Source organism: Salinimicrobium soli, from assembly GCF_048323655.1.
Classification (GTDB): Bacteria; Bacteroidota; Bacteroidia; order Flavobacteriales; family Flavobacteriaceae; genus Salinimicrobium; species Salinimicrobium soli.
Genome location: NZ_JBLUWW010000001.1, coordinates 377933 through 403689, shown reverse-complemented (window position 1 = coordinate 403689; position 25757 = coordinate 377933). Strand labels below are relative to the sequence as shown.

General features: G+C 42.5%; 23 protein-coding genes. 12 read left to right on the top strand and 11 right to left on the bottom strand.

From position 1 onward, the window contains the following. Positions 1-501 (top strand): YciI family protein, encoded by a 501-nt coding sequence (locus tag ACNORC_RS01890; RefSeq protein ID WP_418333894.1) that lies wholly within the window; start codon positions 1-3, stop codon positions 499-501. 53 nt (positions 502-554) lie between these two features. On the opposite strand, the gene ACNORC_RS01885 is transcribed toward ACNORC_RS01890, so the two are convergent. The 6 genes from ACNORC_RS01885 to ACNORC_RS01860 form a co-directional block, all read right to left on the bottom strand. After that, entirely contained in the window at positions 555-1958 is a 1404-nt protein-coding gene (locus tag ACNORC_RS01885) for an efflux transporter outer membrane subunit (protein WP_418333893.1), read from the bottom strand. 10 nt (positions 1959-1968) lie between these two features. After that, positions 1969-5100, bottom strand: a complete 3132-nt coding sequence (locus ACNORC_RS01880; RefSeq protein WP_418333892.1) for an efflux RND transporter permease subunit — start codon at positions 5098-5100, stop codon at positions 1969-1971. A gap of 9 nt (positions 5101-5109) precedes the next feature. Further along, on the bottom strand, positions 5110-6225 hold the full coding sequence (locus ACNORC_RS01875) for an efflux RND transporter periplasmic adaptor subunit (protein ID WP_418333891.1): 1116 nt from the start codon (positions 6223-6225) through the stop codon (positions 5110-5112). A gap of 7 nt (positions 6226-6232) precedes the next feature. Beyond that, positions 6233-6748 carry a GbsR/MarR family transcriptional regulator gene (locus ACNORC_RS01870; protein ID WP_418333890.1) on the bottom strand — a complete coding sequence of 172 codons (516 nt, stop codon included), beginning with the start codon at positions 6746-6748 and terminating at the stop codon, positions 6233-6235. 222 nt (positions 6749-6970) lie between these two features. Next, positions 6971-7549, bottom strand: coding sequence for a transposase (locus ACNORC_RS01865; RefSeq protein ID WP_418333889.1), 579 nt, complete (start codon positions 7547-7549; stop codon positions 6971-6973). Positions 7550-7594: 45 nt separating this feature from the next. Beyond that, a complete protein-coding gene (locus ACNORC_RS01860) occupies positions 7595-8665 on the bottom strand; it encodes an isoaspartyl peptidase/L-asparaginase family protein (RefSeq protein WP_418333888.1) in 1071 nt (356 codons plus the stop codon). 131 nt (positions 8666-8796) lie between these two features. On the opposite strand from ACNORC_RS01860, the gene ACNORC_RS01855 reads away from it, so the two are divergent. From ACNORC_RS01855 to ACNORC_RS01820, 8 genes are all read left to right on the top strand, one after another. After that, positions 8797-9321, top strand: a complete 525-nt coding sequence (locus ACNORC_RS01855; RefSeq protein WP_418333887.1) for a 3-hydroxyanthranilate 3,4-dioxygenase — start codon at positions 8797-8799, stop codon at positions 9319-9321. An 84-nt stretch (positions 9322-9405) separates the two neighbouring features. Further along, the gene (gene amaB, locus ACNORC_RS01850; protein ID WP_418333886.1) at positions 9406-10959 is read left to right on the top strand and encodes an L-piperidine-6-carboxylate dehydrogenase; all 1554 of its coding nucleotides are present in this window, start codon (positions 9406-9408) and stop codon (positions 10957-10959) included. Between the two features lie 296 nt (positions 10960-11255). Then, positions 11256-13598, top strand: coding sequence for a thrombospondin type 3 repeat-containing protein (locus ACNORC_RS01845; protein WP_418333885.1), 2343 nt, complete (start codon positions 11256-11258; stop codon positions 13596-13598). Positions 13599-13703: 105 nt separating this feature from the next. After that, positions 13704-14240 (top strand): DUF1697 domain-containing protein, encoded by a 537-nt coding sequence (locus ACNORC_RS01840; protein WP_418333884.1) that lies wholly within the window; start codon positions 13704-13706, stop codon positions 14238-14240. A gap of 171 nt (positions 14241-14411) precedes the next feature. Further along, positions 14412-14993 (top strand): nuclear transport factor 2 family protein, encoded by a 582-nt coding sequence (locus ACNORC_RS01835; protein WP_418333883.1) that lies wholly within the window; start codon positions 14412-14414, stop codon positions 14991-14993. Between the two features lie 127 nt (positions 14994-15120). Further along, a complete protein-coding gene (locus tag ACNORC_RS01830; protein WP_418333882.1) occupies positions 15121-16242 on the top strand; it encodes a CapA family protein in 1122 nt (373 codons plus the stop codon). 19 nt (positions 16243-16261) lie between these two features. Continuing rightward, entirely contained in the window at positions 16262-17176 is a 915-nt protein-coding gene (locus ACNORC_RS01825; protein WP_418333881.1) for a DUF5996 family protein, read from the top strand. Between the two features lie 433 nt (positions 17177-17609). Further along, on the top strand, positions 17610-18101 hold the full coding sequence (locus ACNORC_RS01820) for a hypothetical protein (RefSeq protein ID WP_418333880.1): 492 nt from the start codon (positions 17610-17612) through the stop codon (positions 18099-18101). A gap of 31 nt (positions 18102-18132) precedes the next feature. Here ACNORC_RS01820 and ACNORC_RS01815 read toward each other — a convergent pair whose 3' ends face one another. From ACNORC_RS01815 to ACNORC_RS01795, 5 genes are all read right to left on the bottom strand, one after another. Further along, a complete protein-coding gene (locus tag ACNORC_RS01815) occupies positions 18133-19137 on the bottom strand; it encodes an acyl-ACP desaturase (protein WP_418333878.1) in 1005 nt (334 codons plus the stop codon). Between the two features lie 111 nt (positions 19138-19248). Further along, the gene (locus ACNORC_RS01810; RefSeq protein WP_418333877.1) at positions 19249-19977 is read right to left on the bottom strand and encodes a metallophosphoesterase family protein; all 729 of its coding nucleotides are present in this window, start codon (positions 19975-19977) and stop codon (positions 19249-19251) included. A 1-nt stretch (position 19978) separates the two neighbouring features. After that, the gene (locus tag ACNORC_RS01805; protein ID WP_418333876.1) at positions 19979-21115 is read right to left on the bottom strand and encodes an ATP-binding protein; all 1137 of its coding nucleotides are present in this window, start codon (positions 21113-21115) and stop codon (positions 19979-19981) included. A gap of 16 nt (positions 21116-21131) precedes the next feature. Further along, complete coding sequence (locus tag ACNORC_RS01800; RefSeq protein WP_418333875.1) at positions 21132-21884, bottom strand: SDR family NAD(P)-dependent oxidoreductase; 753 nt, start codon at positions 21882-21884, stop codon at positions 21132-21134. Positions 21885-21906: 22 nt separating this feature from the next. After that, positions 21907-22674, bottom strand: a complete 768-nt coding sequence (locus tag ACNORC_RS01795) for an aldo/keto reductase (RefSeq protein WP_418333874.1) — start codon at positions 22672-22674, stop codon at positions 21907-21909. Between the two features lie 151 nt (positions 22675-22825). Between ACNORC_RS01795 and ACNORC_RS01790 the strand changes: the two genes are divergently transcribed. The 3 genes from ACNORC_RS01790 (at position 22826) to ACNORC_RS01780 (ending at position 25748) form a co-directional block, all read left to right on the top strand. After that, positions 22826-23629: a DUF4382 domain-containing protein gene (locus ACNORC_RS01790; protein WP_418333873.1), complete on the top strand. Its 804-nt coding sequence runs from the start codon at positions 22826-22828 to the stop codon at positions 23627-23629. 154 nt (positions 23630-23783) lie between these two features. Further along, positions 23784-24788, top strand: a complete 1005-nt coding sequence (locus tag ACNORC_RS01785) for an AAA family ATPase (RefSeq protein ID WP_418333872.1) — start codon at positions 23784-23786, stop codon at positions 24786-24788. Positions 24789-24881: 93 nt separating this feature from the next. Then, a complete protein-coding gene (locus tag ACNORC_RS01780) occupies positions 24882-25748 on the top strand; it encodes a DUF58 domain-containing protein (protein ID WP_418333871.1) in 867 nt (288 codons plus the stop codon). Positions 25749-25757: the final 9 nt, after the last annotated feature.

The following is a 25757-nucleotide window of genomic DNA, read 5'->3' as shown; positions in this document are numbered from 1 at the left end:
ATGAAAAAAGTGTTTTTAATGCTCCTTTTAGGAGCCTGTATAAGTTGCAAGGATTATAATTCGGATATCCGCGGAATCCCCGGTCCTGCTGAAGTGGAAGCCTCACTTCCGGATACTTTGACGATGGAGGACCAGATGCAAAAACTGAAGGATGAAGGTTATGAGACCTTCGCCTATCAGGAAGGAGATACTACTTACCTGATGCAGCAATATTATATTGTATTTCTCAAAGCCGGAAAAAACAGAAGTCAGGATTCTACTGAAGCTGCTGAACTTCAAAAACAGCATTTAGCACACCTTTCCCGAATGGCAGAGGAAGGATACCTGAGCCTTGCCGGTCCTTTTGGTGATGATGGCAATATTCGGGGGATTGCCGTCTACAATACTCCCACCCTAAAAATGGCTGACAGCCTTGCAAATGCGGATCCTATGGTCAAAGCCGGAAGGCTGGAAGTAGAGATCCATCCCTGGTGGGCTGCCAAAGGCGGTAAGCTACAATAATGAACGGCCGGAAGATTTTCTCCGGCCGTTTTTCGATCATTTTTTATGGAAGCTTATTGCCAGCCTCCGCCAAGTGCCTCGTAAAGGTTGACCATAGCATTGAGTTCATTGTACCGGATCCATACCAGTTCCAGTTGGGCATTCAAAGCATTTTCCCGTGCAGTCAAAACTTCAAGGTAATTGGCAAATCCATTGTTTAATAGTTCTTCCGAATAGGAGGTCGCGAGGTCGTAAGCTTCAAATTCATTTGTCTTTACCTGCATTTTTTCCACTGCCGCTTCATAATTATACAAGGCGTCAGAAACTTCTCGTGATGCTGTCAAAATCGCTTTTCGGAACTGTAGAAATGCGATCTCCTGCTCTGCCTGGGAAACTTCATATTCTGTCTTGATCTGTCTGCGGTTCAGGATAGGCTGAGAAAGAGAACCAATGATACTGGCCAGAAAAGCATCCGGATCTAACAGGTTCTTTAATTCGAGACTTTGAAATCCGGCGGAAGCATTAACCCTAAGCGAAGGATAGAACTTACTTCTTGCGACATTGGTGAGTTGAAATGCATTGATCAAATTGTATTCCGCTGCCAAAACATCTGGTCGGTTTCGCAGTAACTGTAGAGGCACTCCTGTTTTTAAAGGGGCGTTGATATTTTGTGCTTTTAATTCTGTCCGGTTGATGGCATGTGGGGCTTCTCCCAGCAGGATTGAAAAGGCATTTTCCAGAAGACGGATCTCATTTTTCAAGTCGATCATAACGGCCTGTGCCCTGTATAACTGAGCTTCGGTTTGTTTCACTCCTACTTCGGTTACATTTCCGGCCTGTTTTAAAGCTTTGATGGTCTCTAGGCTACTCTGGCGGTTGATAATGGTCCGTAAGGTGATCTGCCGCTGTTCGTCCAGGGCGAGAAGCTGATAATATAAGGACGCCACATTCGCGATCAATTCAGTTTTCACTGCTTTATGAGCGGCAACAGATTGCAGGTATCTTGCCTGTTGGGCCTTTTCACTACTTCGTATCTTTCCCCAAATGTCCGCTTCCCATGCCAGATCAGCTGAAATTTCAAACTGCTGCACTGAACTCACCGGAAAATTTGTTCCGCTATTGGCAGGAAGTTCAAAATGCGCAGCACTTACATTTCCGGTTAACGAAGGCAAATAAGCCGCCTTGGCCTGACGCAGGTAAGCTTGTGAAGCTTCTATTTGCTGTAGGGCCACCCGAATGTCGATATTGTTATCAAGAGCCGTCTCAATGTGTTCGGTCAAAAACCTGTCGGTGAACATCTCTCTCCAGGAGATCTCAGCCATTGAAAGACTGTCTTGCGGAAGCTTGTCTGTACGGAAATATTCCTCCTGTACGACCTCTGCTGTGGGCTGGCTATAATCTTTAGCCACAAAACAGGACTGCATCGATAGCAAAACCGTCGGAACCAAAAAGGCTTTATATATAAGTGATTTTTTCATTTCAGAATATTTATTCTTGAATTGCTTCATGTTTGCGTCCTACTTTTTCCTGTAACCACTGGAAAAGAATAAACAGAATTGGAATAATAAATACTCCTATCACCGTTCCAACCAGCAATCCTCCTACAGCTCCCGTACCAATTGAACGGTTTCCGGCAGCACCCGTTCCGCTGGCGAACACCAGGGGTAAAAGTCCTACGATGAAGGCAAAAGAGGTCATCAAAATTGGACGCAGACGTGCTTTTGCAGCTCCCAGCGCTGAATCCACTATGGAATTACCCGCTTTACGACGCTGAATTCCAAATTCCACGATCAAAATGGCATTTTTGGCAAGTAATCCTAACAACATGATAAGGGCGATCTGGAAGTAAATATTGTTCTCTAATCCACTTAGATGAGTTGTCACGTAAGCTCCCATTACTCCCACCGGAAGTGAGAAAAGCACTGCCAGGGGCAGCAGGTAACTTTCATACTGGGCTGCCAGAATGAAGAATACAAACAATACGCTCAATAAAAAGATGTAGGTAGTTTGATTCCCGGCGGAAATCTCTTCACGAGTAAGTCCCGAAAATCCAATATCAAATCCTTCGGGTAATGATCCTGTTCCTACTTCTCTTACTGCGGAAATGGCATCTCCGGAAGAATATCCTGGTGCTGCCGCTCCATTCACTCCTGCCGAATTGAAGAGGTTGAACCTGGTCACAGACTGTGGCCCATAAACCCTTTTCAGGGAAACAAATTCTGTGATCGGTGCCATCTCCCCCTGATTATTCCGAACGAATAGGGAATTGAGGTCATCTACTGTTGAACGATCTTCAGGAAGCGCCTGCACATAAACCCGATACTGTTTTCCGAAGCGGGAAAAATCAGCGGCATAAACGCTACCAATATAGGATTGCAAAGTACTGAAGATACTGCCGATATCTACTCCGGCTTCCTTCGCTTTCGGGATATTGAGATCTATCTCGTACTGCGGATAATTGGTATTGAACGAAGTACGGGCATAGAGGATCTCCGGCCTTGCAGAAAGATCTGCGAGATAACTTTGTGTTGCGGCCTCCAGATCCTGGAAACTACCGCCGGTGCGGTCAAGTACCTTCATCTCGAATCCGGACGAGGCACCAAAACCGGGAACACTTGGTGGTTGAAAAAAGAGAATATTGGCATCGCTTATTCCTGCTGCCGCAGCAAACATTTTTCCGATAATAGCGTCCGCCGACATTCCTTCTTCCTTCCGTTCACTCCATGGATCGAGTCTGATAAACCCAAGACCGTAATTTCCTCCGGAACCACCTAAAAAGCTTCGGCCATTGACCAGGGAAATAATATCCACTCCCGGGATCTTTTCAATCCGTTTCTCCAGCTCTTCAGTAACTTTTACAGTTCTGTCAAGTGATGCCCCGGCAGGAAGTTCAATGTTCGTGAAAATCATTCCGCGGTCCTCATCGGGAACAAATCCGGTAGGAGTGTTTGAAGATGCCCAGAAAATGGCAGCAACCGCTGCAACAATAATTGCCCCGGTGATCCATTTATGCCGGTATAGAAAAGAAACCGATCGAACATATTTTTTGGTGGTGGCATCAAAAGCGACATTAAAGGCTGTAAAAAAGCGTTTTATAAAGCCTTTTTTCTTGGCAACCTTTTCTTCGTGTGGTTTCAGGAACAACGCGCAAAGAGCCGGGCTCAATGTAAGGGCGTTAACAGCAGAAATGGCAATGGCCACAATCAACGTAACCCCGAATTGCTCATAAAATACTCCGGTAGGACCCGTAATAAAAGTTACCGGAATAAAAACCGCACCCATGACAATAGTAATGGAAATAATTGCTCCTGCAATTTCTTCCATGGCAGAATGTGTTGCGATTCTGGCATTTTTGGCACCTGCTTCGAGCTTGGCATGCACCGCCTCGACCACCACAATGGCGTCATCAACCACGATCCCAATAGCAAGGACGAGCGCGAATAAGGTGAGGAGGTTAATAGAATAACCAAAAAGATTCAGGAAAAAGAAAGTTCCTATAATAGATACAGGTACTGCAATGGCAGGTATTAGGGTCGACCTGAAATCCTGAAGAAAAACAAACACCACCAGGAATACCAGCAGGAAGGCTTCAAAAATGGTCAAGACCACTTTTTCAATGGAAGCATTCAGGAATTCATTGGTGTCAAAGTTCACCATGATCTTCAGACCCTTCGGAAATTTACTTTCCATTTCATCCAGCTTGTCGTGTACCTCTTCAATGATCTCCTGTGCATTAGAGCCCGGAGTCTGGAAAACACCCATACTTATACCGGGATTACCATTTGTAAAGGAAAGCACGTTGTAACCTTCAGCATCCAGTTCCACTTCAGCCACATCACCCAATCTGAGGAATCGGCCGTTGTCAAGGGCTTTGATAACAATATCCCTGTACTGGGCTTCGGTACTATAGCGACCACTGTAACGGATCACATATTCAAAAGCTTCAGCGTTGTTTTGTCCAAGCGCACCGGCGGCGGCTTCCTGGGATTGTTCATTGATAGCCGCGATGATATCGTTGGGCATGAGGTTGTATGCCGCAAGTCTTTCAGGCTGTAACCAGATGCGCATAGCATAGGTCTTTGCTCCAAAAACGCTCACATCACCAACTCCGTTGATCCTTTTTAGTTCAGGAATCACGTTGATGTTGAGGTAATTCTGAATAAAAGTGGCGTCGTAATTCTCATTTTCAGACATCACAGTGAAATACATCAAAGCACTGGTCTGCTGTTTTTGAGTAGTAACTCCGGATTGAGTCACTTCGCGGGGCAGAAGAGATGTAGCCCTGGCAACCCGGTTTTGGACGTTTACTGCAGCAATATCAGGATCTATCCCCTGATCGAAAAAGATCTGGATACTGGCGCTCCCGCTGTTGCTGGCCGTTGAGGTGATGTAATCCATTCCTTCTACCCCGTTGATCTGTTCTTCAATGGGAATGATCACACTCTCAAGAACAGTGGCTGCATTGGCGCCGGGATAAAAAGCTGAAACCTGCACCGTGGGAGGAGCAATGTCGGGATACTGAGTCACCGGTAAAGTGGTGATTGCCAAAATCCCCAGAATTACTATAACAATGGAAACTACTGTAGAAAGTACAGGTCTCTCAATAAAAGTCTTTAACATCTCAATACGTTATTTAAAAACCGGTTGAATGGAATTGGCAATACTGTCAAAAGGAATGGGCTGTGGTTTAATAGGAGTGTTATTCCGAAGTTTTCCTACTCCCTGAGCTACTATCCTGTCTCCTTCTTTTAATCCCGATTCTACTACTATAAGATTATTTACCCTGTCTTTCACTTCAATAGGCACAGAAACTGCCAGGGTATCTCCCTGTACCCCGTACACATACACCCTTGCTTGTTGTTCAAAAGAAGCAGATTCCGGAACAACGGGAACATTTTCATAGGTACGTGGTATCCTGATCTTTCCGCTGTTACCGCTAGCCAGGATGTGGTTAGGGTTTGGAAAAACGGCTCTAAAATTTACGGTTCCGGTAGATGGATCCACCTGTCCGGTAACGGTTTCTATTTTCCCTTCTGAATCATAGATCTCTCCGTTGACAAGTTGCAACTGTACAGGAGGGAAATTATTTATTTTTTCTGAACGATCCTTTCCGGGAGCATTTTGCAGGAAATCAAGATAATCTTCTTCATTCATGGAGAAAAAGCCATAAACTTCATCAATGTCTGAAACTGTGGTCAAAGGCTTTGGATCATTAGGACTAATTAAAGCTCCCTCTCTGAAAGGAATGGCACCTACAAAACCGTCTACCGGACTTTTGATATTCGCATAATCAATACTGGCAGCAATACTGCTGTAATTTGCTTTTGCCTGTTCCAATCGGGCCTTTGCTGTCTCAAGCTGTACATTGCTAATGATCCCTTTTTCCACAAGAGGTTTTAATTTATCTACTTCAACCTGAGCAGCATTGACATTAGCTTTTGCTGCACCCGCTTCCTGGGAAAGAGATTGGGTTTCGAGTTTAAAAAGGATCTGTCCCTTGCGCACTTTTTCTCCCTCATCAACGAGAACCGAAGTAATGTATCCGGGAACTTTTGCCCGCACCGCACTATTCACGGTTCCTTCAATACTAACCGGGAAGGAGGTGTATCCGGTAACAGTTCTCAATGGAACCTCAATTACCGGAAATGGTGCCGGACCCTGTGCCGGGGGAGTGGCTTCATTATCGCCGCAGGAAATGAATAGGAAGGTGCTCATTGCCAATCCCAGAAGACTTATTTTTCTCATATTGATCTTATGTTAGCTCGTTTTTATCTGATTTTTTAATGATCTGTGCTTTCAATTTGGTAATTGCAGCGGTTGATTCCTCCAGGAATATCAACAGGTTCTCGTGAAATTCAAGGTTGAAAAGAGGCTCTTGGTTTTCTTTTCTGATCTTATTCCGTTGTTGTTTGTACTGAAGGATCTCTTCTTGTAGCTCTTGTTCATTCCTCCAGGCTGCAACTGTCTCATCGATCATTTCTAAAGTGAGATCAGGATTGATCACAAAATATCTTTTGCGATCACCCGGCTTGGTGAAGTACCTAATCTTTTTAGTCGTTTGAAGGTTTTCCAGGTGAGTGGAGATGGTGCTTTTACTGGCACACAGGTCGTTTACCAACTCATCAAAAGTAACTCCCATTTGGCCATTCATGACCAGTGTCGATACTATACGGGCAGCAAGAGGTGCCAGCTGATGTTTTTTTTCCAGCAGTACACCCAACCTTTCAATGAGGTTCTTTTTCTGATGCTCCAGTTTATCTTCTTCCATTCGGAGAATTAAAGCCGCAAAGATAGGTTTGGTTCTGAATCTTCCGAACTAAAGGAACTTAAAACTATGTTAAAGTTGTAGGTACAAGAATACCTTCCGTTTTACTAATGACAGATTTGCCAAAGTTTATCGGATTTAAAATCAGCTTTTCCTGAAATAAAACAAAATCCAAGAATTCCTGCTCCGGTAATGAGAACTTTGGCAAATCTGAAATCTTTATAATCAAATTAAATCATCATAAGATATGATCTTGGAATGTACATATTCAAAATTTTCAATACCATCATACAAGCCCAGAATTTCCTTTTTTTGGAGAAAGGTAGGTCCTGTAGAAGTAAGCTTTTGATAGGAAGAGAATTCCCAATCCTCCGGTTTTTCGACCAGGTTCGCTCTTACTGGATTTAAATGTATATAATGGATGAGCTGAAAAAGATACTTTTCAGAATCAACTATTTTCCTTTTAAAGTTCTTTTGAAAAAGACTTCCGGTTCTGTTGTGCTGTTTATTATAAGCCTGAGCATAGGAACTAAAGAAATTTGAAAATTTTTTGCTGCAGTACAGGCCCATTTTTGAGGGGTCCTCATGTCCCGTTTGTTCTATTTCCTCTGAAGGTCGAATTTTTATAAGAAAGTGAAAGTGATTTGGCATGAGACAATAGCAAAGCGTATTGGCAATGGGCTGAATATGCTGTTGATATTTATGCAAAAAGAATGAATAGTTGCCCTTATTCAAAAAGATCTTCTCGTTGCCATTTGCACGATTATAGATATGATAATATTTATCAGGTTCTAGTACTTCCATTGTATCAACTTTGGCAAAGTTCGAAACTTTGCCAAAGTTCCTTTGTTACTCCCCGTAAATCCCGATCTCGAGCTCCCCATCACGATTCATCTTCGCCCGATACATCCCCGCGGTATTGAATTCCATTGCGACATTTCCATTGTGATCTATGGCTACAATTCCCCCGTCTCCGCCCAGGGCCGGAATTTTTTCCTGAATAACGAGGCGCGCAGCTTCCTGTAGGCTCAGGCCTTTATACTCCATAAGTGCTGAAATATCATGAGCCACCATTCCGCGGATAAAGAATTCTCCCCACCCGGTACTCGAAACCGCACAGGTGGCATTATTTGCATAGGTGCCGGCACCAATGATAGGAGCATCACCAATACGATTGTATTTCTTGTTGGTCATCCCACCGGTAGAAGTTCCCGCCGCCAGGTTTCCATTCTTGTCTAAAGCTGCACAACCTACTGTTCCAAACTTGGAATCTTTTATAAAAGGATCGTAAAATGCGGTTTTATTCCCGGCTTTTTTCGCTTCTTCAGCCTCCCGAACGCGAAGCAAACTTTCGTACCGGTTTTGAGTGTAGAAATACTGCGGATCAACAATTTCCAATCCTTGTTCTTTGGCAAACTGTTCGGCTCCCTTTCCGGAGAGCAAAACGTGCTCCGAATTCACCATTACTTCATAGGCCAGGTTTATAGGATTCTTTACGATCGTTACTCCGGCCACCGCTCCGGCGTTCAGAGTTTCCCCGTCCATGATTGACGAATCCAATTCATTGGTGCCCTGATTAGTAAAAACCGCTCCTTTCCCGGCATTGAATAAAGGGGAATCTTCCATTACATTAATAGTCCTTTGAACGGCCTCCAGTGCTGTCCCTCCATTGGCAAGGATCTCGTGTCCCGTCCTGATCGCTTCTTCCAATTTTGCTTTGTATGCCATCTCCAGCGAATCGGTCATATTTTCTTTTAGGATAGTTCCGGCACCCCCGTGTATCACGATCCCGAAATTAGGAAGGGTGTCTTTTTCTGCGGAAGTGGTAGGGGTTGGATTGGCTTCGGAAGGATTTTCAGAAGTTTTGTCATTACAACCTATGAAGCAAAGAATAGATAGAAGGAAGAATATTTTTTTCATGATCTGTGTTGATTTTGACTTGAAAGTTAGGAAAAATTTAATTCCGCTGCTCTTTCCGAAGAAAAGCATCTGCAGCTTCCCGCTGCGGTTAATCAAAGAATCCGTAAATTTAAGTTTTTAAAAAACCATGTATGTCTGCACTGAAGCCTTTCAATCTCAACAAGTGGATCGAACAGAACCGGGATCTTTTGAAGCCCCCGGTAGCCAATAAAAGCCTTTATCCTGAAGCCGAAGATTATATTGTAATGGTGGTGGGCGGACCAAACTCCCGTAAGGATTATCACTACAATGAAACCGAAGAATTGTTTTACCAGCTGGAAGGGACAATAAGGGTGCATATTCAGGAAGATGGCAAAAAGAAGACTTTTGAACTGGGACCCGGCGACATGTACCTGCATCCTGCAAAAGTACCGCATTCCCCTGAACGTACTGAGGGATCTGTAGGTCTGGTCGTGGAACGAAAAAGGGTAGACATGGATGCTAAGGATGGCCTTTTATGGTATTGTGAGAACTGCAACAATAAATTGTACGAGGTGTATTTTCCCCTGAACGATATAGAAACTGATTTTCTGAGACATTTCGAACATTTCTATAACAGCAAAGAACTTCGCACCTGCAATAAATGTGGGACCGTTATGGAAAAGCCTTCTAAATAGAAGGAGTCCCAAAAATGGGCTTTCCGTCTTTAAATTTTTATATTCGCAACAATCCAAACAAATACAATAAAAACAACGTAATTAATGAGTGCAATAGCAGAAAAATTCGGCATTGACGAGGCTCTGAAAGAACTCGGCCTTCAGGATATTAATAATGGTACTTCTACCGGAAAAAACTGGTTCTCTTCGGGAGAGGAAATAGCTTCTTATTCTCCTGTAGATGGTGCTTTGATAGGAAAAGTAAAAACTACCACCAAAGAAGATTACGAAAAGGTCATTTCTACAGCTTCCGAAGCTTTTAAGACCTGGCGCAAAATGCCTTCTCCACAACGCGGAGAGATCGTTCGAAAATTCAATGATGAACTGAGAAGACTTAAAGAGCCACTTGGAAAACTTGTTTCTTATGAAATGGGAAAATCTTACCAGGAAGGTTTGGGAGAGGTGCAGGAGATGATAGATATCTGCGACTTTGCCGTAGGACTTTCGAGACAATTGCACGGACTTACCATGCATTCTGAAAGACCGGGCCACAGAATGTACGAACAATACCATCCACTGGGAATTGTGGGAGTGATCTCAGCCTTTAACTTCCCGGTTGCCGTTTGGTCCTGGAACACTGCATTGGCATGGGTTTGTGGTGACGTGTGCGTGTGGAAGGGTTCAGAAAAGACTCCTATGACCTCTGTTGCATGTCAAAACATTGCAGCCAAAGTCTTTTCAGAAAACGGACTTCCGGAAGGAATTTCCTGTTTGATCACAGGAGATTACAAGGTAGGTGAAATGATGACGAAAGATGAGCGTGTACCTTTGATCTCTGCAACGGGATCAATAAGAATGGGTAAGATCGTTGCACAGGCTGTGGCAGCCCGATTGGGAAAATCATTGCTTGAATTAGGAGGTAACAACGCCATTATTGTAACTCCCGATGCCAATATAAAAAACACTGTGATTGGAGCTGTTTTTGGAGCGGTAGGTACCTGTGGGCAACGTTGTACTTCTACCAGAAGACTGATCGTTCACGAAGATGTATATGATAAGGTCAAAGAGGCCATTGTTGACGCTTACAAACAGTTGAGAATAGGAAATCCACTTGACGAGAACAACCACGTGGGGCCGCTTATCGACAAGGATGCCGTGAAGAACTATCAGGCTGCTTTAGACAAAGTAGTAGAAGAAGGCGGTAAAATACTGGTTGAAGGAGGAGTTTTGGAAGGTGAAGGATTCGAAAGCGGATGTTATGTGAAACCTGCGATCGCTGAAGCTCAAAATCACTTCGAGATCGTTCAACACGAGACTTTCGCTCCTGTACTTTACCTGATGAAATACAGCGGAGACCTCGAAAATGCGCTGGAACTTCAAAATGGAGTAAAACAGGGACTTTCTTCAGCAATTATGACCAACAACCTTCGTGAGGCTGAAAGATTCCTTTCTGTGGAAGGATCTGACTGCGGGATCGCCAATGTCAACATTGGTACTTCGGGAGCTGAGATCGGGGGAGCCTTTGGAGGTGAAAAAGAGACCGGTGGAGGTAGAGAATCAGGATCTGATGCCTGGAAGATCTATATGCGTCGCCAGACCAATACTATAAACTATACTACCGAATTGCCTTTGGCACAGGGGATCAAGTTTGATCTTTAATACAAGGTTTAGTTGAATTTATAGAAAACCCGCTTCGAAAGAAGTGGGTTTTTTCTTTATTATGCACCCCATGAACTGGTGTTTTGTGGTAAATAATGGGGGAAAACCCTTAATATTTCTCCTGAAAATTCTCTTTATCTTGGCAAAGATTAGCAGCAGGACCTTCTTCCCTTTTCTGTTGTTCTTCCTCCCCTTTTTTTGTAGCCCTCTTTAGTGGATCCTATACTGCTGTTATTTTTTACAGTAGAGGAAGATATGTATTTGTTTAATCGCCTCCATTTACTAAAGTCATTATTATGAAAAAAATTATTTTGTTCTTGATGTTAATAGTCGGAATTACTTCTAATTCTCAGACTTGTGCTCCCACTGAAACTCCAATTATTGCCTATGCTGAGGATACCAATAATTGTCCACAATTCTACTTATTTGTAGGCATAACTGATTTCCAGGGAGCAACTTCTGCATTTGTGCATGTGATTGATCCTTCTACTGGATCTGGATATGGAGCCCCAATTGAATCCATGAATATCTTTGTTCCATTTGGCCCTTTCGAGCCTTCCACAACAGTTTTAGATATTCAAGTGGAGAGAATAGTGGAATCCACTTTTGTTTGCACCAGTGAAGTGATACCTGTGAAAGTTAGTGGATGTCCCGCTTGCCTTGATTCTGACAGTGACAGAATCTGTGATGCAGACGACAACTGTCCTTCCACTTCTAATGCAGATCAACTTGATGGTGATAGCGATGGTGTAGGAGATGCTTGTGACAATTGTCCTTCCACTTCTAATGCAGATCAGGCTGACGATGATGGTGACGGAGTGGGAGACGTCTGTGACAACTGTCCTTCCACTTCTAATGCAGATCAGGCCGATAATGATGGCGATGGTGTGGGAAATGCTTGTGATAATTGTTCTGCTATTGCAAATGCCAATCAAACTGATACTGATGGTGACGGACTAGGAGACGCCTGTGATAATTGTGTAACTAATGCAAATGCAAATCAAGCCGACGGTGACGCTGACGGAGAAGGAGATGTTTGTGATAATTGTATCGCTAATGCTAATTCAGATCAACTTGACGGTGATAGCGATGGTGTAGGAGATGCTTGTGACAATTGTCCTTTAGTTGCCAATTCTGACCAGACTGATACTAATGGCAACGGAATTGGTGATGCCTGTGAAGCATGCTCTGATGGAGACGGCGACGGAGTTTGCGATGCCGTCGATAACTGTCCTTCCACTGCTAATGCAGATCAGGCTGATACTGATGGCGACGGTGTGGGAGATGTTTGTGACAACTGTCCAAATGACCGCTTAAAAACTTCTCCAGGTGTGTGCGGTTGTGGATTCTCAGATGTTGACACTGATAACGATGGAATACCCGATTGTAATGATGAATGTCCAAATGACCCGTCAAAAACTTCTCCGGGTGTGTGCGGTTGTGGATTCTCAGATCTTGACACTGATAATGATGGAATACCCGATTGTAATGATGAGGAGATAAATTCCCCTTGTCCAACAATTGTAGATAATAGAGGTATATCATTAGACAGTGATAATGATGGAGTTTTAGATTGTAATGATGAATGTCCAAATGACCCATTAAAAACTTCTCCAGGTGTGTGCGGTTGTGGATTCTCAGATGTTGACACTGATAACGATGGAATACCCGATTGTAATGATGAATGTCCAAATGACCCGTTAAAAACTTCTCCAGGTGTGTGCGGTTGTGGATTCTCAGATGTTGACACTGATAATGATGGAATACCCGATTGTAATGATGAGCAGATAAATTCACCATGCCCATTACTTGTAGACAATAGAGGAATTTCATTAGACAGCGATAATGATGGAGTTTTAGATTGTAATGATGCAGAGTTATATTCACCTTGTCCTTCAACAGTGGACAACAAAGGGGTTTCCTTAGACAGTGATAATGACGGTGTTCCAAACTGTCAGGATGAATGTCCTAATGATAGAAACAGTATAACAGCACCCTGTCAATGCACAGGTACAAAAGACTCTGATGGAGACGGTGTTCCAGATTGTCGTGATCAGGAATTGAGATCCCCATGTACAGGAGATGGTCAAGTGGATCCAGCCACTGGAATTTCATTAGATTCCGATCACGATGGAGTTCCTAATTGTCTCGATATTTGCCCTGATGGAGATGACAAAATAGACACTGACAAGGATAAAATACCTGATGCGTGTGATGACTATATATTCAATAGAGGAGAACCAGTATGTCATATAGGAAACAATGGAGTTCCCAAAACACTTTATGTTTCTGAACAGCAAAAACAACGTCACCTGGATCATGGTGATGAACCCGGGCCATGTACTTCCACAGCCGCACAGGTATTGTCTGCAGACGCCAACACGCTATCTGCAGAACAGGTGGTGCTGTATCCTAACCCGGCTTCACAGGAGTTGAACGTACAGGTGAATTCCAGCCTATCTGCAGGTGCTGTATTAAGCGTCCACGACTTTAATGGTCAGGACTTTATGCAGATCCCTATTTCAGGAGGTGGACTATATACCCTGGAACTGGATAGCAGGTTTGTATCCGGTATGTATTTTGTCAAAATAACTGATGGTGGTAAAGAAGTTACCAAGCAGTTTGTTGTAAAACAGTAATTAGGATAATTAATTGATAATAAAACCCGCTTCGAAAGAAGTGGGTTTTCTTTTGTATAAAATTTCCATCAGAAAGAGTAACTTCAGGGCTTGAAGTCTTCAAAAATGACAAAATATTTAGCAATTCTTAGAGGCATTAATGTAGGCGGAAAGCGGAAGATTATTATGAGGGATCTGAAGGAGCTTTTTGAAGAACTGGGATTTGGGGAGGTCAAAACCTATATCCAGAGTGGAAATGTCATTTTTGATGCTGAAAAGGAAGCCGAAGAAAAAATTTCAGAAGTTATTGAAAAAGCCATTTTTGAGAGGTACGGATTCCAAGTACCGGTGATCTGTCGACGGGTGGCGGAAATAAAAACGATCATTGCTGAAAATCCCTTTTTTCAGCAGGACGAAACTGATGTATCAAGGCTTCATCTCACCTTTCTTAAAGAAGTTCCGGACACAGAAAAACTGAAGGAGATCAATTCTCTCGATGTTTCACCCGATGAATTCAGGATCATCAAAAACAATGTCTATTTATACTGCTCCGGAAGATATAGTGACACCAAACTCTCTAATACTTTTCTAGAAAAAAAACTTGATGTGCAAGCAACCACCAGAAACTGGAAAACGGTTTTAAAACTTGTAGAATTATCTTGAAACTTTCAAGAGCAATAATTTCCGATAAAAATTCGATTGCAGTTTTTTGTTGTGCTAATAGGATTACAACCTGTTCATTTATAGGTATTTAACTATTTCTTCAAAAGTTTAAATAGTATCTTTATAGTTACTTTCAGCTTTGCTGAGATTGTTCAATTAATCTCTAACCTCATGAAAAAGTTAATTACAGCAATTTTTTGCCTGATACTGGTTAGTTCCTGTAATAATAAGGAAAATGAGCCTCGGGAGGAATCCACCCCGGTAAACCAGTCCAACTATGAAGTGGCCTCCGATAGATATTCAGAACTCAACCAGGAAGCACTGGATAGAATGGCAGCTCTTGATTTTGATGCATGGGGCGAAATGCTCGCTGATGATGTGCAGTATTTTTTTCCCGATGGTGATGCCGAGACCAGAACCATTTTAAATGGAAAAGAAGAAGTTCTGAACTGGTGGAAAGATTGGAAAAATAATTCCGGAATTGAGAAAATGACTTTTACCAATCCGGTTTTTATACCCGTAAAAGCAAATCAAAAACTCAATTATTCAGGATTAACCGGGGTTATCGTATTGTCCTATTTTTCCAATGAAATGGTCTTTAACGGACAGCCTATAGGCGTGCGAATGAATTTTGCAACACATTTTAACAAGGACAGTCTTATTGATCGTTACTATACTTATTACGACCGTACCCCTATTATTAATACGATGAACAGGAATATCCTGGAGATCGTCGTTCCGAAAAAACAGTAAAAGAGCACAGCCGGTGACCCAGAAAAGTTTCCGAGGAATGATGTATGGTTGGTCTACAAAATGTATCCTCGTTATTCTGCTGTTTTCGAAAAACCTTACCGTTAATAGCCAGAACAGTCCTTTTCCTATGGAAGCAGAACTTGAGGAGGAACAGAAGATCAAACTTTTCCTATGCGGGGATGTTATGCTAGGCAGGGGAATTGATCAGGCCATGCAGCATTCTGTAGATCCTGTTATTTATGAGTCCTATGTCAAAGATGCCCGGGACTATATTAAACTTGCCGAAAAAGTGAATGGTACGATAGGTATTCCTGTTGCCCATAAATACATATGGGGCGAGGCTTTAAAAAAGTGGAAAGAGGAAGCTCCTGACTTTAGATTGATCAATCTGGAAACCAGCATAACTACTAATGAGGAGCCATGGCCACGAAAGGGGATTCATTACAGGATGCATCCAAAAAATATTGAAGCTTTAAAGGTTGCAGAAATTGACCACTGTAGCCTGGCCAACAATCATGTGTTGGATTGGGGAAGAGAGGGTTTACTGGAGACTTTGAAAACTTTAAAGGAAGCAGATTTTTCCTTTTCAGGGGCCGGGGAAAATTACCAGGCCGCTCTAAAACCTTCGGTGTTAAAAATGGGAAAAAAGGAGTTGCTTGTTTTTTCATTCGGTTCCCGCAGCAGTGGAATTCCGCCTGACTGGGCAGCCAAAAAGGAGATTTCCGGAGTAAATTATATTGAAAACCTTTCTGCTGAAGAACAGAAAAAGGTAGTGGAAGAGGTTAAAAAATTCAGCAGTGCTGAAGATCTGGTTGTTTTTTCCATTCATTGGGGAAGGAACTGGGGTTATGAGATCCCTTCTGCTCAAAAGGAATTTGCTCACAGGCTTATTGACGGGGCGGGAGTGGATATTGTTTTTGGACATTCCTCTCATCATCCGCTTGGAATAGAAGTTTATAAAAACAAACTCATTATCTACGGCGCCGGTGATTTCTTTAATGACTATGAGGGCATTAGTGGAATGGAGCAGTTTCGGGGGGAACTTACCCTCATGTATTTTCCGGAAATGGAAGTGAGCACAGGGAATTTAATTGCTTTAAAAATGATTCCCCTGGAGATCAAAAATTTTCAGCTTAAAAAAGCTTCCAAAAAGGATATTGAATGGATATACAAAACCCTTCAGAGGGAATCGACCAAACTGGGTGCTACTTTGGAGCTGAAGAACAAAGAGCTGTGGCTACAGTGGTAAATAACTAAAATCGGGATCAATGGAAAAAGCAACCTGGCCTGCATTATCTTTTGAAAAAGGAAAAGGCACCTACGAAACACTCCACTTATGGACTCAAATAGTTGGAAAAATAAAACTCAGAACGCTGCCATGGATCAACCATTCCTGGCATGTGACCCTGAAAGTTGTTACGAATGGTTTGACTACCGGAATTCTTCCGTACAAAAAAAGGCATTTTCAGATCAGCTTTGATCTCATCAATCATCGGCTTATTGTGGAAGCTGATGAAGGACAACAAAAACAGTTCGAGCTACAGGGCCTTTCTGTAGCTGATTTTTATAAGAAGCTATTCGAGAAACTGGAGGAATTAGACATCCATATTACAATAAACAAGATCCCTAATGAATTGATCGATCCTTTACCTTTTGATAAGGATGAGGAACATGCGACCTACGTTCCTGAAGTAGCCGAAGACCTGTTGAAAGCACTGCTCCTCATTAATGATGTTTTTACGGAATTTCGTGCCCGCTTTACCGGAAAATGCAGTCCTGTACACTTTTTCTGGGGAAGTTTTGATCTTGCAGTCACAAGATTCTCCGGTCGAAAAGCTCCGCCTCATCCCGGAGGAATTCCCAACTTACCGGACCGGGTGGCGCGGGAGGCTTATTCACAGGAGGTAAGCAGTTGTGGGTTCTGGCCGGGAAATGAAGCTGTTCCTTTTGCAGCTTTCTACAGTTATGCTTATCCCGAACCTGAAGGATTTTCTTCTGCCTCTATTTTACCAAAGACAGCATATTACAAGAAAGAAATGGGAGAATTCCTTTTGCCATATTCTGAAGTTCAAAAAGCAGAGGATCCTTCTGAGGTATTATTGCAATTTCTGGAATCTACCTTCCAGGCGGCGGCTGAAAAAGCCAGCTGGGACGACCTTAAGTTTACAAAGCCCTGGTATTAAAATACCCGCTAATTTAGAGGGAATGACCTGAAACAAGACTTGCTAAGGCTGAAACTTGTGCCGATGGAGAAAAAGAAATTCAGTCTCACTTATGCTGAAGAGCAAAATATGGAATGGCTGCAAACCGTGCAAAGCAGGAAGGGCAGGAATTCAACACTTGATTGAACCTGCTGAATAAAAACACCTATGCTGAAATGGTAGCCTAAAAGAGTGTGAAATCAAAGTGTGGCCTTCCAAGATCCTTGAAAATGCTTTTTCAGTTAAAAAACTTTTCTCCCGAACAAAAACCATAAAACCAACACAAATTTTTTCAAATCGTAATTGTAAATCGCTTAAATTTAATTGGTTAAAAACTCAAAGAACAAATTAAACAATGGCTAAGAAGAAGTTCAGTCGGCGGAGGAAAAGAGGGTTCTGGGAAAACCGGAAACTTTTGAGCATAACTGCAGTTTTGATTAGTGTTGGCACCTTACTGGTTTTTCTGTATCAAACAAACCTGGTAAGGAAACAGCAGTACATGTCTGTTCTTCCTTATCTGGAATTTGAGAATCATTCAGTATTCTCAGAAAATTATAAACTGGTGTTGAAGAACAAGGGAATTGGACCGGCGTTGATCACCTCCAGGAATGTTGTCATCAATGGCAGATCTTACGATCTTGATTTGGGGACCTATCTTGAAGAACAAATGGTTCCAGGCGACGCTGCTTATTTTGTGATCACGAACATCACAGAAGGCAACCTGATCTCCGAAAAGGAGGGAATCGAGCTGGTTGTACTACAGCCACAAACCAGCAGGTCTGGATTGGAAAAAATACATGGGCTTATATACAATGATAGCCTTGAGTTTGTTGTACAATACGAATCGGTTTACGGAGAACGCTGGCAGGTAAGCTCTAAAAATTCAACTCCTAAGAGGTTGAACTAAAAAATCCCGCCTGTTTGCGGGATTTGTCGTTTTACAGCGTTCCATTGGCACCTACCCAGGCAAACTGGTGCGGGTCCTGTGGTACTTTAATTCTTTCGGCGATCCTTGTCATCCTGTCCGGAAGTTTCATTAGATAATCCCGCGCTTTTTCTGCCTTATCTGTAAGGGCGGTCATCTTATCTATTTCCCAGAAGTCATTTAGCTTCTGAAGGATCTCAATATAATCCTGGGTAGTATAAACCCCTAAACGTTGGGCTGCATTTGAAAAATTTTCAAAGGCTTCCCCAATTCCCTGACCAGATTCGCGAATGAATTGCGCAGGCATTACGATCTTCTTCTTCATCATGTCTTCAAACGCAAGCATCATCTCACTTGGATCGTATTCAAAAATGGTCTTCACAAATTCACGGTACGCGAGGTGGTGGCGCATTTCATCTCCGGCGATGATATTACACATCTTGGCCAGCATTTTATTTCCTTTTTTACGGGCAAGCTGTCCCACTCGTTTATGCGAAATATTGGTAGCCAGTTCCTGGAAACTGGTATAGACAAAATTGCGGTATGGATCCCTTCCGGTACCAATATCAAATCCGTCGTTTATTAGATATTGAGTGGTTTTCTCAATTTCCTTCATATCCACCCTTCCGGAGAGATAGAGATATTTATTCAAAGTATCACCGTGACGATTCTCTTCTCCGGTCCAGTGTCTTATCCATTTTGCCCATCCGTTCTGCTTGCCCTTCATTTCACCGTGTTGTTCAACACCTTCCATATCCATTAACCAGGATTCATAGGTGGGCAAGGCTTCTTCAGTTACCATATCGGCAACAAGAACAACCCAAAAATCATAACCCAGTTCTTTTGCTTCCTCCCGAATTTGAGTTACTTCTTCAAAAAAGCCTTCATCTTGAGAGTTTGGCAGAAGATCTGTAGGTTGCCATATTTCTTCGACAGGAATAAGATATTTATCGACAAATTCATCAATGGATTTCTCCACCGTCTTCATCACTTCCAGTCTCACATTTTTTAAAGCCATTCTATAATATTCTTAAAATTAGATTCAATAGTTCAAGAACCACACCATCTTTTGAAAGAAGGTTAATGAACAAAGGTAATAAGATATGTATGCCAAAAATTAAAATTTGTCTTAATTTCTCCCTTCCTCTTCGGGATAGAGGGTCCAAACCTCATCACTTTGAAAAACTTCTTTGGTGTTAATGTCCATAAGAGAAAGTTTTCCTTTAAAGGCTGCACCGGTATCCATATTGATCACGTTGGCTGCTTGAAATGGTTTGCTCCTGCCGATTCGGGTGACAGGCGTGTGGCCAATATAGATCTCCTTGAACAGAGTGAGGCGTTTGGGATAGTGCTCTTCCTGTTGATCTATCTGAGGATCTAGACATAATGCCATTTCCCAAAGTGTTCGATCCCAATAAAAGGGGATGGGAGTGTATTCTGCTTCAGGTCCCTTTTGATTTGTAAAACCGGCATGCACAAATAGACGGTCCTCCTTATCAACGTAATAATTAACCGTTTGTTCAAAGAACTCAATATGTTCCTGCTTTTCTTTATTACTGAATTGCCGGTAGGCATCTATACTGGTTTGCCCACCGTGTTGCAGCCATTGATCATTTAATTCCCCGGTCTTTAACCAGCGATGCGTGAGGTCGTCATGGTTGCCCCGCAAAAAGATGCAGGTATTTTGTTTGGCCAGCTCAATAAGATAAGAAACCACGTTTGCCGAATCACTCCATCCATCTACGTAATCCCCCAGGAAAATAAGCTTGTCGGCTGGTTGGATCTCTGCCCTTTTTACAAGCTGTATCAGGGCTTTCAAACCGCCGTGAATGTCTCCTATTACAAGTATTCTCCCCATTTTAATTGTATTTTACTTTTCGCAGGATCCTTATGCTGTCCTTATACTGCTGAAAAAGTTTTTTACTGTAACTCTTCAACTCCTCTCTCGAATCTTCCAGTTTTTCGATCGCGTCTTTAAAGCCGTTAAAATAGCACAATAAAAAAGTGGTAGGCAAATCGAAAAGATCCTTTTCTTCGTGAGGAGTTAATGGAATTCCGCTTTTTAATTTATTAATAAGAGAAAGATTCGTGTTGTAAATATGATATAGAGTTTTCTTCTCAAATTGAGGAGGATTGAACACCACCTGCGTATTCATTTCATACGTGGCATTATCCCTGAAAATGATCTCAACCTCTTCCAGAGGATAATAACTGAACTGCTGATTCAATCCCAGTCTTACATACTCCAAAATTGAAAAATTATCCTCTGTTATCTTGATACTAACCTCATCGAGTTCGGAGTAAAAAAGTTTCACCTGTTCATTAATGAGAGCTATATCTACGCGGGAGTAATAGGTTTCTTCCCTGACCTCCTTTTTCTTGCCAGACCAGCACACCACGAAATATTCCTTAAACACTTTATAGGTTGGGTTGAGATCCTCATGTTTTTTATAAAAATCAAAAACCCCGTCCAGGGTCATTTCAACATTGTTCTGGGAATGAGCTTCAATAGCCGAAACTACCTCTTTATTTTCGCTCTGTCCACCATTCCCATGTACCGGGGATATACTAATACTGCCCTCACGATAAAAAACCGTTCCTGAAGAATACTTCCAGATGTTCTTTTTGAGAGAAGATAATTTTCCTTTGTTCGGCCTGATGGTGACCAGACCTACAACCAGATCATCGGGTAAATGTGGGAACGGAATGTTCTCATAGGAAACCAGCGGAGCATGCCGCAGATAGGCATTAACCAGGTTTTGGATCTTGCTGTCATCAAAAAAGTCCACCCCCTTGATACTGTTATCTTCGTCTTCAACACCAATGACCATATAAGAATTGTTCTCGGGATTGGAGTTTGCCAGGGCACAAATATGTTTTAAGAATTTCGCCTTCCCTTCTTTATTGCTGAGGTTGATCTGCCTCTTCTTATCATAAAAGCTGTTTTCGCTGTTATGCGCAAGCAGGTTCTTTATGAGGAGGCGTTTGTTGATCATGGGGGAGGGAAACTTTCTATTCTTTATGTAAAATGGTAGAACTGGCCTGGGCGGTTGGCAGCACTAAAAGATCAGCAATATTCACATGCACCGGCCTTGTCACCATGAATCGGATTATATCTGCAATGTCTTCTGGTTTTAAAGGTTCATATCCCTGGTAGACTGTTTTGGCGCGTTCAGAATCTCCTTTAAATCTTACTTCACTAAAGCCCGTTTCTACCAGACCCGGATTAATGGCGCCCACGCGGATGCCTTTTCCATTGAGATCAATCCGCATTCCTTTATTTATGGCATCTACTGCATGTTTACTGGCGCTGTAAACATTCCCGTTAGGATAGACTTCCTTGCCTGCAATAGAACCAATATTTATGATATGCCCCTGTTTTCTTTCGGCCATCTGCGGAATGATCGCCTTACTAACATACAGTAAACCTTTTACATTAATGTCGATCATGGCATCCCAGTCGTCAATACTTCCTTCCTGAATAGGATCCAATCCGTGGGCATTACCGGCGTTGTTCACCAGGATATCTATTTTTTTAAATTCTTCCGGAAGGGAATTGATCGCCTGGTTCACGTCTTCCCGGTTTCTTACATCGAACTGTAAACTGTGGACCTTCACCTTCGAAAGCAGTTCTTTTTCGAGATTTTCAAGGGCTTCTTTCCGCCTTCCGCAAATAATGAGATTCATACCTTCTTCTGCTAGAACTTTCGCGGTAGCTTTACCAATACCGCTGGTGGCTCCCGTTATAAGTGCTGTTTTATTCATGTGCTTGTGTTTTGTGCTTAAGTTAAATTTTTTCGGCGAACTTTTTCCAGTCCTCCCCGATCATTTTTACGCGGTGAGCTTTAAAGGCATTGTCTATGGCATCAACAGACCTGGCATGAATTAATGGATGATAATGATTTGGATGGTTCAGCAGCCAGCATAGTACTACTTCCTTTTCAGAAAGGTCATATTTAGTACCCATTTCCATCAAAAGTTGAACACCCAGAATATCTTCGGAAAATTCCATTTTTAAGATCTCTGTGATCTTACCGGAAACCGGATCTTTTGCTGAAAGATTTTTAATGGCACCTGAAGACACTTTCCAGTCTCCCAAAAGAGCAGAAATATCTTCCGGAAAATTCTCATTTTCCGGGAGGTTGATATTCGCTTTATATCTTCCGCGTTCTTCAACCTGTCCCCGGGAACGGAGCTTTTCTATTTCAGAGTCAAACCGCTTTTCTTCTTCCTGATCGTCAAGAATAAGGAGATCAATATAATCTGTCCGAAGGTTTAACAGGCAGTTTTCAACGAGAGTTTCCAGCTCGGTTCTTTCGAGATCCTCGTCAGAAATACGGCAAATGACCTGGATCTCATCCCGGCTCAGGCCACTTTCGCTAAGCGCTGTACCCAAAGAGGTTTCCAGTCTTTCCTTATATAAGTTTTCAGTATAGAAACTGGTGATATCCCTTTCTACACAATGTTGTAATAAATGTATCTGGGTTCCTTTTGGAAATTTTTCCCAATCCTGTAAATTTTGGATTAATCGGGAATATGATTTTTTTTGCCTCATTGTTTAAAATTAAGGAAGAAAAGCTTTTAAGCTAAGGCAGGTGTTGTTAAAGGAGGTAAGGGGAGAGTTAAAAAAAGTTAAACTATTTTCTTTAGTATACTTCAGCAGAAATGCTGCCGTTATAGAAGCCCAAATTTAAATTAACCTATTTATGAAAAAGTATCAATTGTTCGTAATGTGTCTGGCTCTTACTGCCGGACTTTTTAGTTGTAGCAAAGATGACTCAGCAAATTCTGAGGGAACTGCCAAAGTTGCAGTAAAATTGACCGATGCTCCCGGTGAATATGCCGAAGTATGGGTAGATGTACAGGATGTACTTATCAAGACCACCGTTGAAGGAAGTGAAGAAGAAGGCTGGGAGAGTATTGGCAATGTTAAGCCAGACGTAATTAACCTTCTTGAGTTAACCGGTGGAGTCACTGAATTACTTGCTGAATCTGAAGTTCCTGCAGGATTTATTCACCAAATGAGGCTTGTTCTTGGTACAAATAATTCAATAGTTTTAGAAAAAGATGGTCCACATATGGTATTAAATACACCAAGTGGACAGCAGTCAGGTCTTAAATTAAATATTGATCAGGAATTGCAGGCAGATGCTGAATATATTTTCACCCTGGATTTTGATGTGGACAAATCTGTGGTTCAAACAACAGAAGGTGCCTATAACCTGAAACCGGTTATTCGCGTTTCCAGGGAAGAGAACTCCGGAACAATTTCCGGAACAGTGGTAGCTGATTCCGATGTACTGGTTACTGCTACGAGTGCAACAACAGAGGTATCTGCTTACACGAATGCCGAAGGCAAGTTTGAACTGCACGGATTACCTGCAGGAACCTATTTAGTAACAGCCACACCTGAAGAAGGTCTTGGTCTAGTGGAGGCTCAGATAAGTCCTGTAGTTGTTCAGGCCGGAGCTACTGTAAAACTCGATCCTATCTATTTACAGGGAGAATAATAAAAACTAATATAAAGCATTTCAAGAGCAGCGGTTAACCCCGCTGCTTTTTTGTTTTAACAAAATTTTAAGAAATTTTGGTTGAATATTTGCTGGATTTGCGGCGTTCACTTGATGTGAGTATCTTCACCCTAATAAAAAAAACATATTATAAATGCAGGAACATAACACGTCCGTTGATATTGCCAGTATCAATGAAAAGATCGAAAGAGAAAGTGCTTTTGTCGATATACTGAGCTCAGAAATGAAGAAGGTCATAGTAGGCCAGAAACATATGGTGGAACGTTTGTTAATTGGCCTGTTGGGCCAGGGACATATTCTTCTGGAAGGTGTGCCCGGGCTGGCTAAGACCCTTGCGATAAATACCCTTTCAAAAGCCGTACACGGTACCTTTAGCCGAATTCAGTTTACGCCGGACCTTTTGCCGGCAGACGTAGTTGGAACCCTTATCTACAACATGAAACTGAATGATTTCAGCATTAAAAAAGGACCTATTTTCGCCAATTTCGTGCTTGCCGATGAGATCAATAGGGCACCTGCCAAAGTGCAATCGGCCTTACTTGAGGCGATGCAGGAAAAGCAGGTGACAATTGGGGAAGAGACCTTTATTCTGGATCGTCCGTTTCTTGTGATGGCGACTCAAAACCCGGTGGAGCAGGAAGGAACTTATCCTTTGCCTGAGGCACAGGTAGACCGTTTTATGCTGAAGACGGTGATCAAATATCCGGAAATGAATGAGGAACAATTGATCATTCGTTCCAACCTTAAAGGATCATTTGAAGAGGTGAATCCGGTGGTAAGCCTGGAGCAAATTGCACGTGCTCAAAAGGCAGTAAGGGAAGTCTACATGGATGAGAAGATTGAAAAATACATTCTGGACATCGTTTTTGCGACTCGTTTTCCTGAAAAATACAATTTAGAAAGCCTGAAGCCGCTAATTAGTTTTGGTGCTTCTCCAAGGGGAAGTATCAACCTGGCCATCGCCGCCAAGTGTTACGCTTTCATTAAGCGTCGCGGTTATGTGGTGCCAGAAGATGTTAGGGCTGTAGTGCACGATGTGCTTCGCCACCGTATTGGAATCACTTACGAAGCCGAGGCAGAGAATGTGACTTCAGAAGATATAATCAATAAGATCGTCAACGAAATTGAAGTCCCTTAAACAATGAACAATTATCAATTAACAATTGTCAGTTTTTGCTGATGGTTGGAAAATTAAATGATTACTGTTAATTGTTCATTGCCAATTGAATAAATGGATACTAAGGAGCTATTAAAGAAAGTTCGGAAAATTGAGATCAAGACCCGCCGGTTGAGCGATCACATCTTTGGCGGCGAGTATCACTCTACTTTTAAGGGCCGCGGAATGACCTTCAGCGAGGTGCGTCAGTATCAGTTTGGAGATGACGTGCGGAATATTGACTGGAATGTGACTGCCCGGTACTCTGAACCTTTTGTAAAGGTCTTCGAGGAGGAGCGGGAGTTGACCATGATGTTGGTCGTGGATGTTTCCGGCTCCGGACTCTTCGGAACCCGGAATAGCTTCAAAAAAGATATTATTACTGAAATAGCTGCCACCCTGGCTTTTTCGGCTACCCAGAACAACGACAAGATCGGGCTGATCCTTTTTTCCGATGCCATTGAGTTATACATTCCGCCGAAAAAAGGAAGATCTCACGTGCTCCGGATCATCAGGGAATTACTTGAATTTGAACCGCAAAGCCACAAAACAGATATTGCCAATGCTCTAAGTTACCTTTCAAGGGTGATGAAGAAAAAAGCGATCGTGTTCGTGCTTTCAGATTTTATTTCCGAAGATTATCAGCGAACGCTGAAAATTACGAGCGGGCGCCACGATGTGACAGGTATTCGGGTGTATGACGCAAAAGAAGAAGAAATACCAAATCTGGGAGTGGTGCGTATGCAGGACGAGGAGACCGGAAAAAGTATCCTTGTAGATACTACTTCCCGCAGCGTGAGAAATAACTACGCCAAATATTACAGGGACCGCGTTGAATATTTCCAGGAGAGCTTTAGAAAGAGTGGTGCAGGAAATCTTAGTTCGAGGGTGGATGAAAGCTATGTGAAAAAATTACTCGGCTATTTTAAAATGCGTGCTTAAAACAGACAA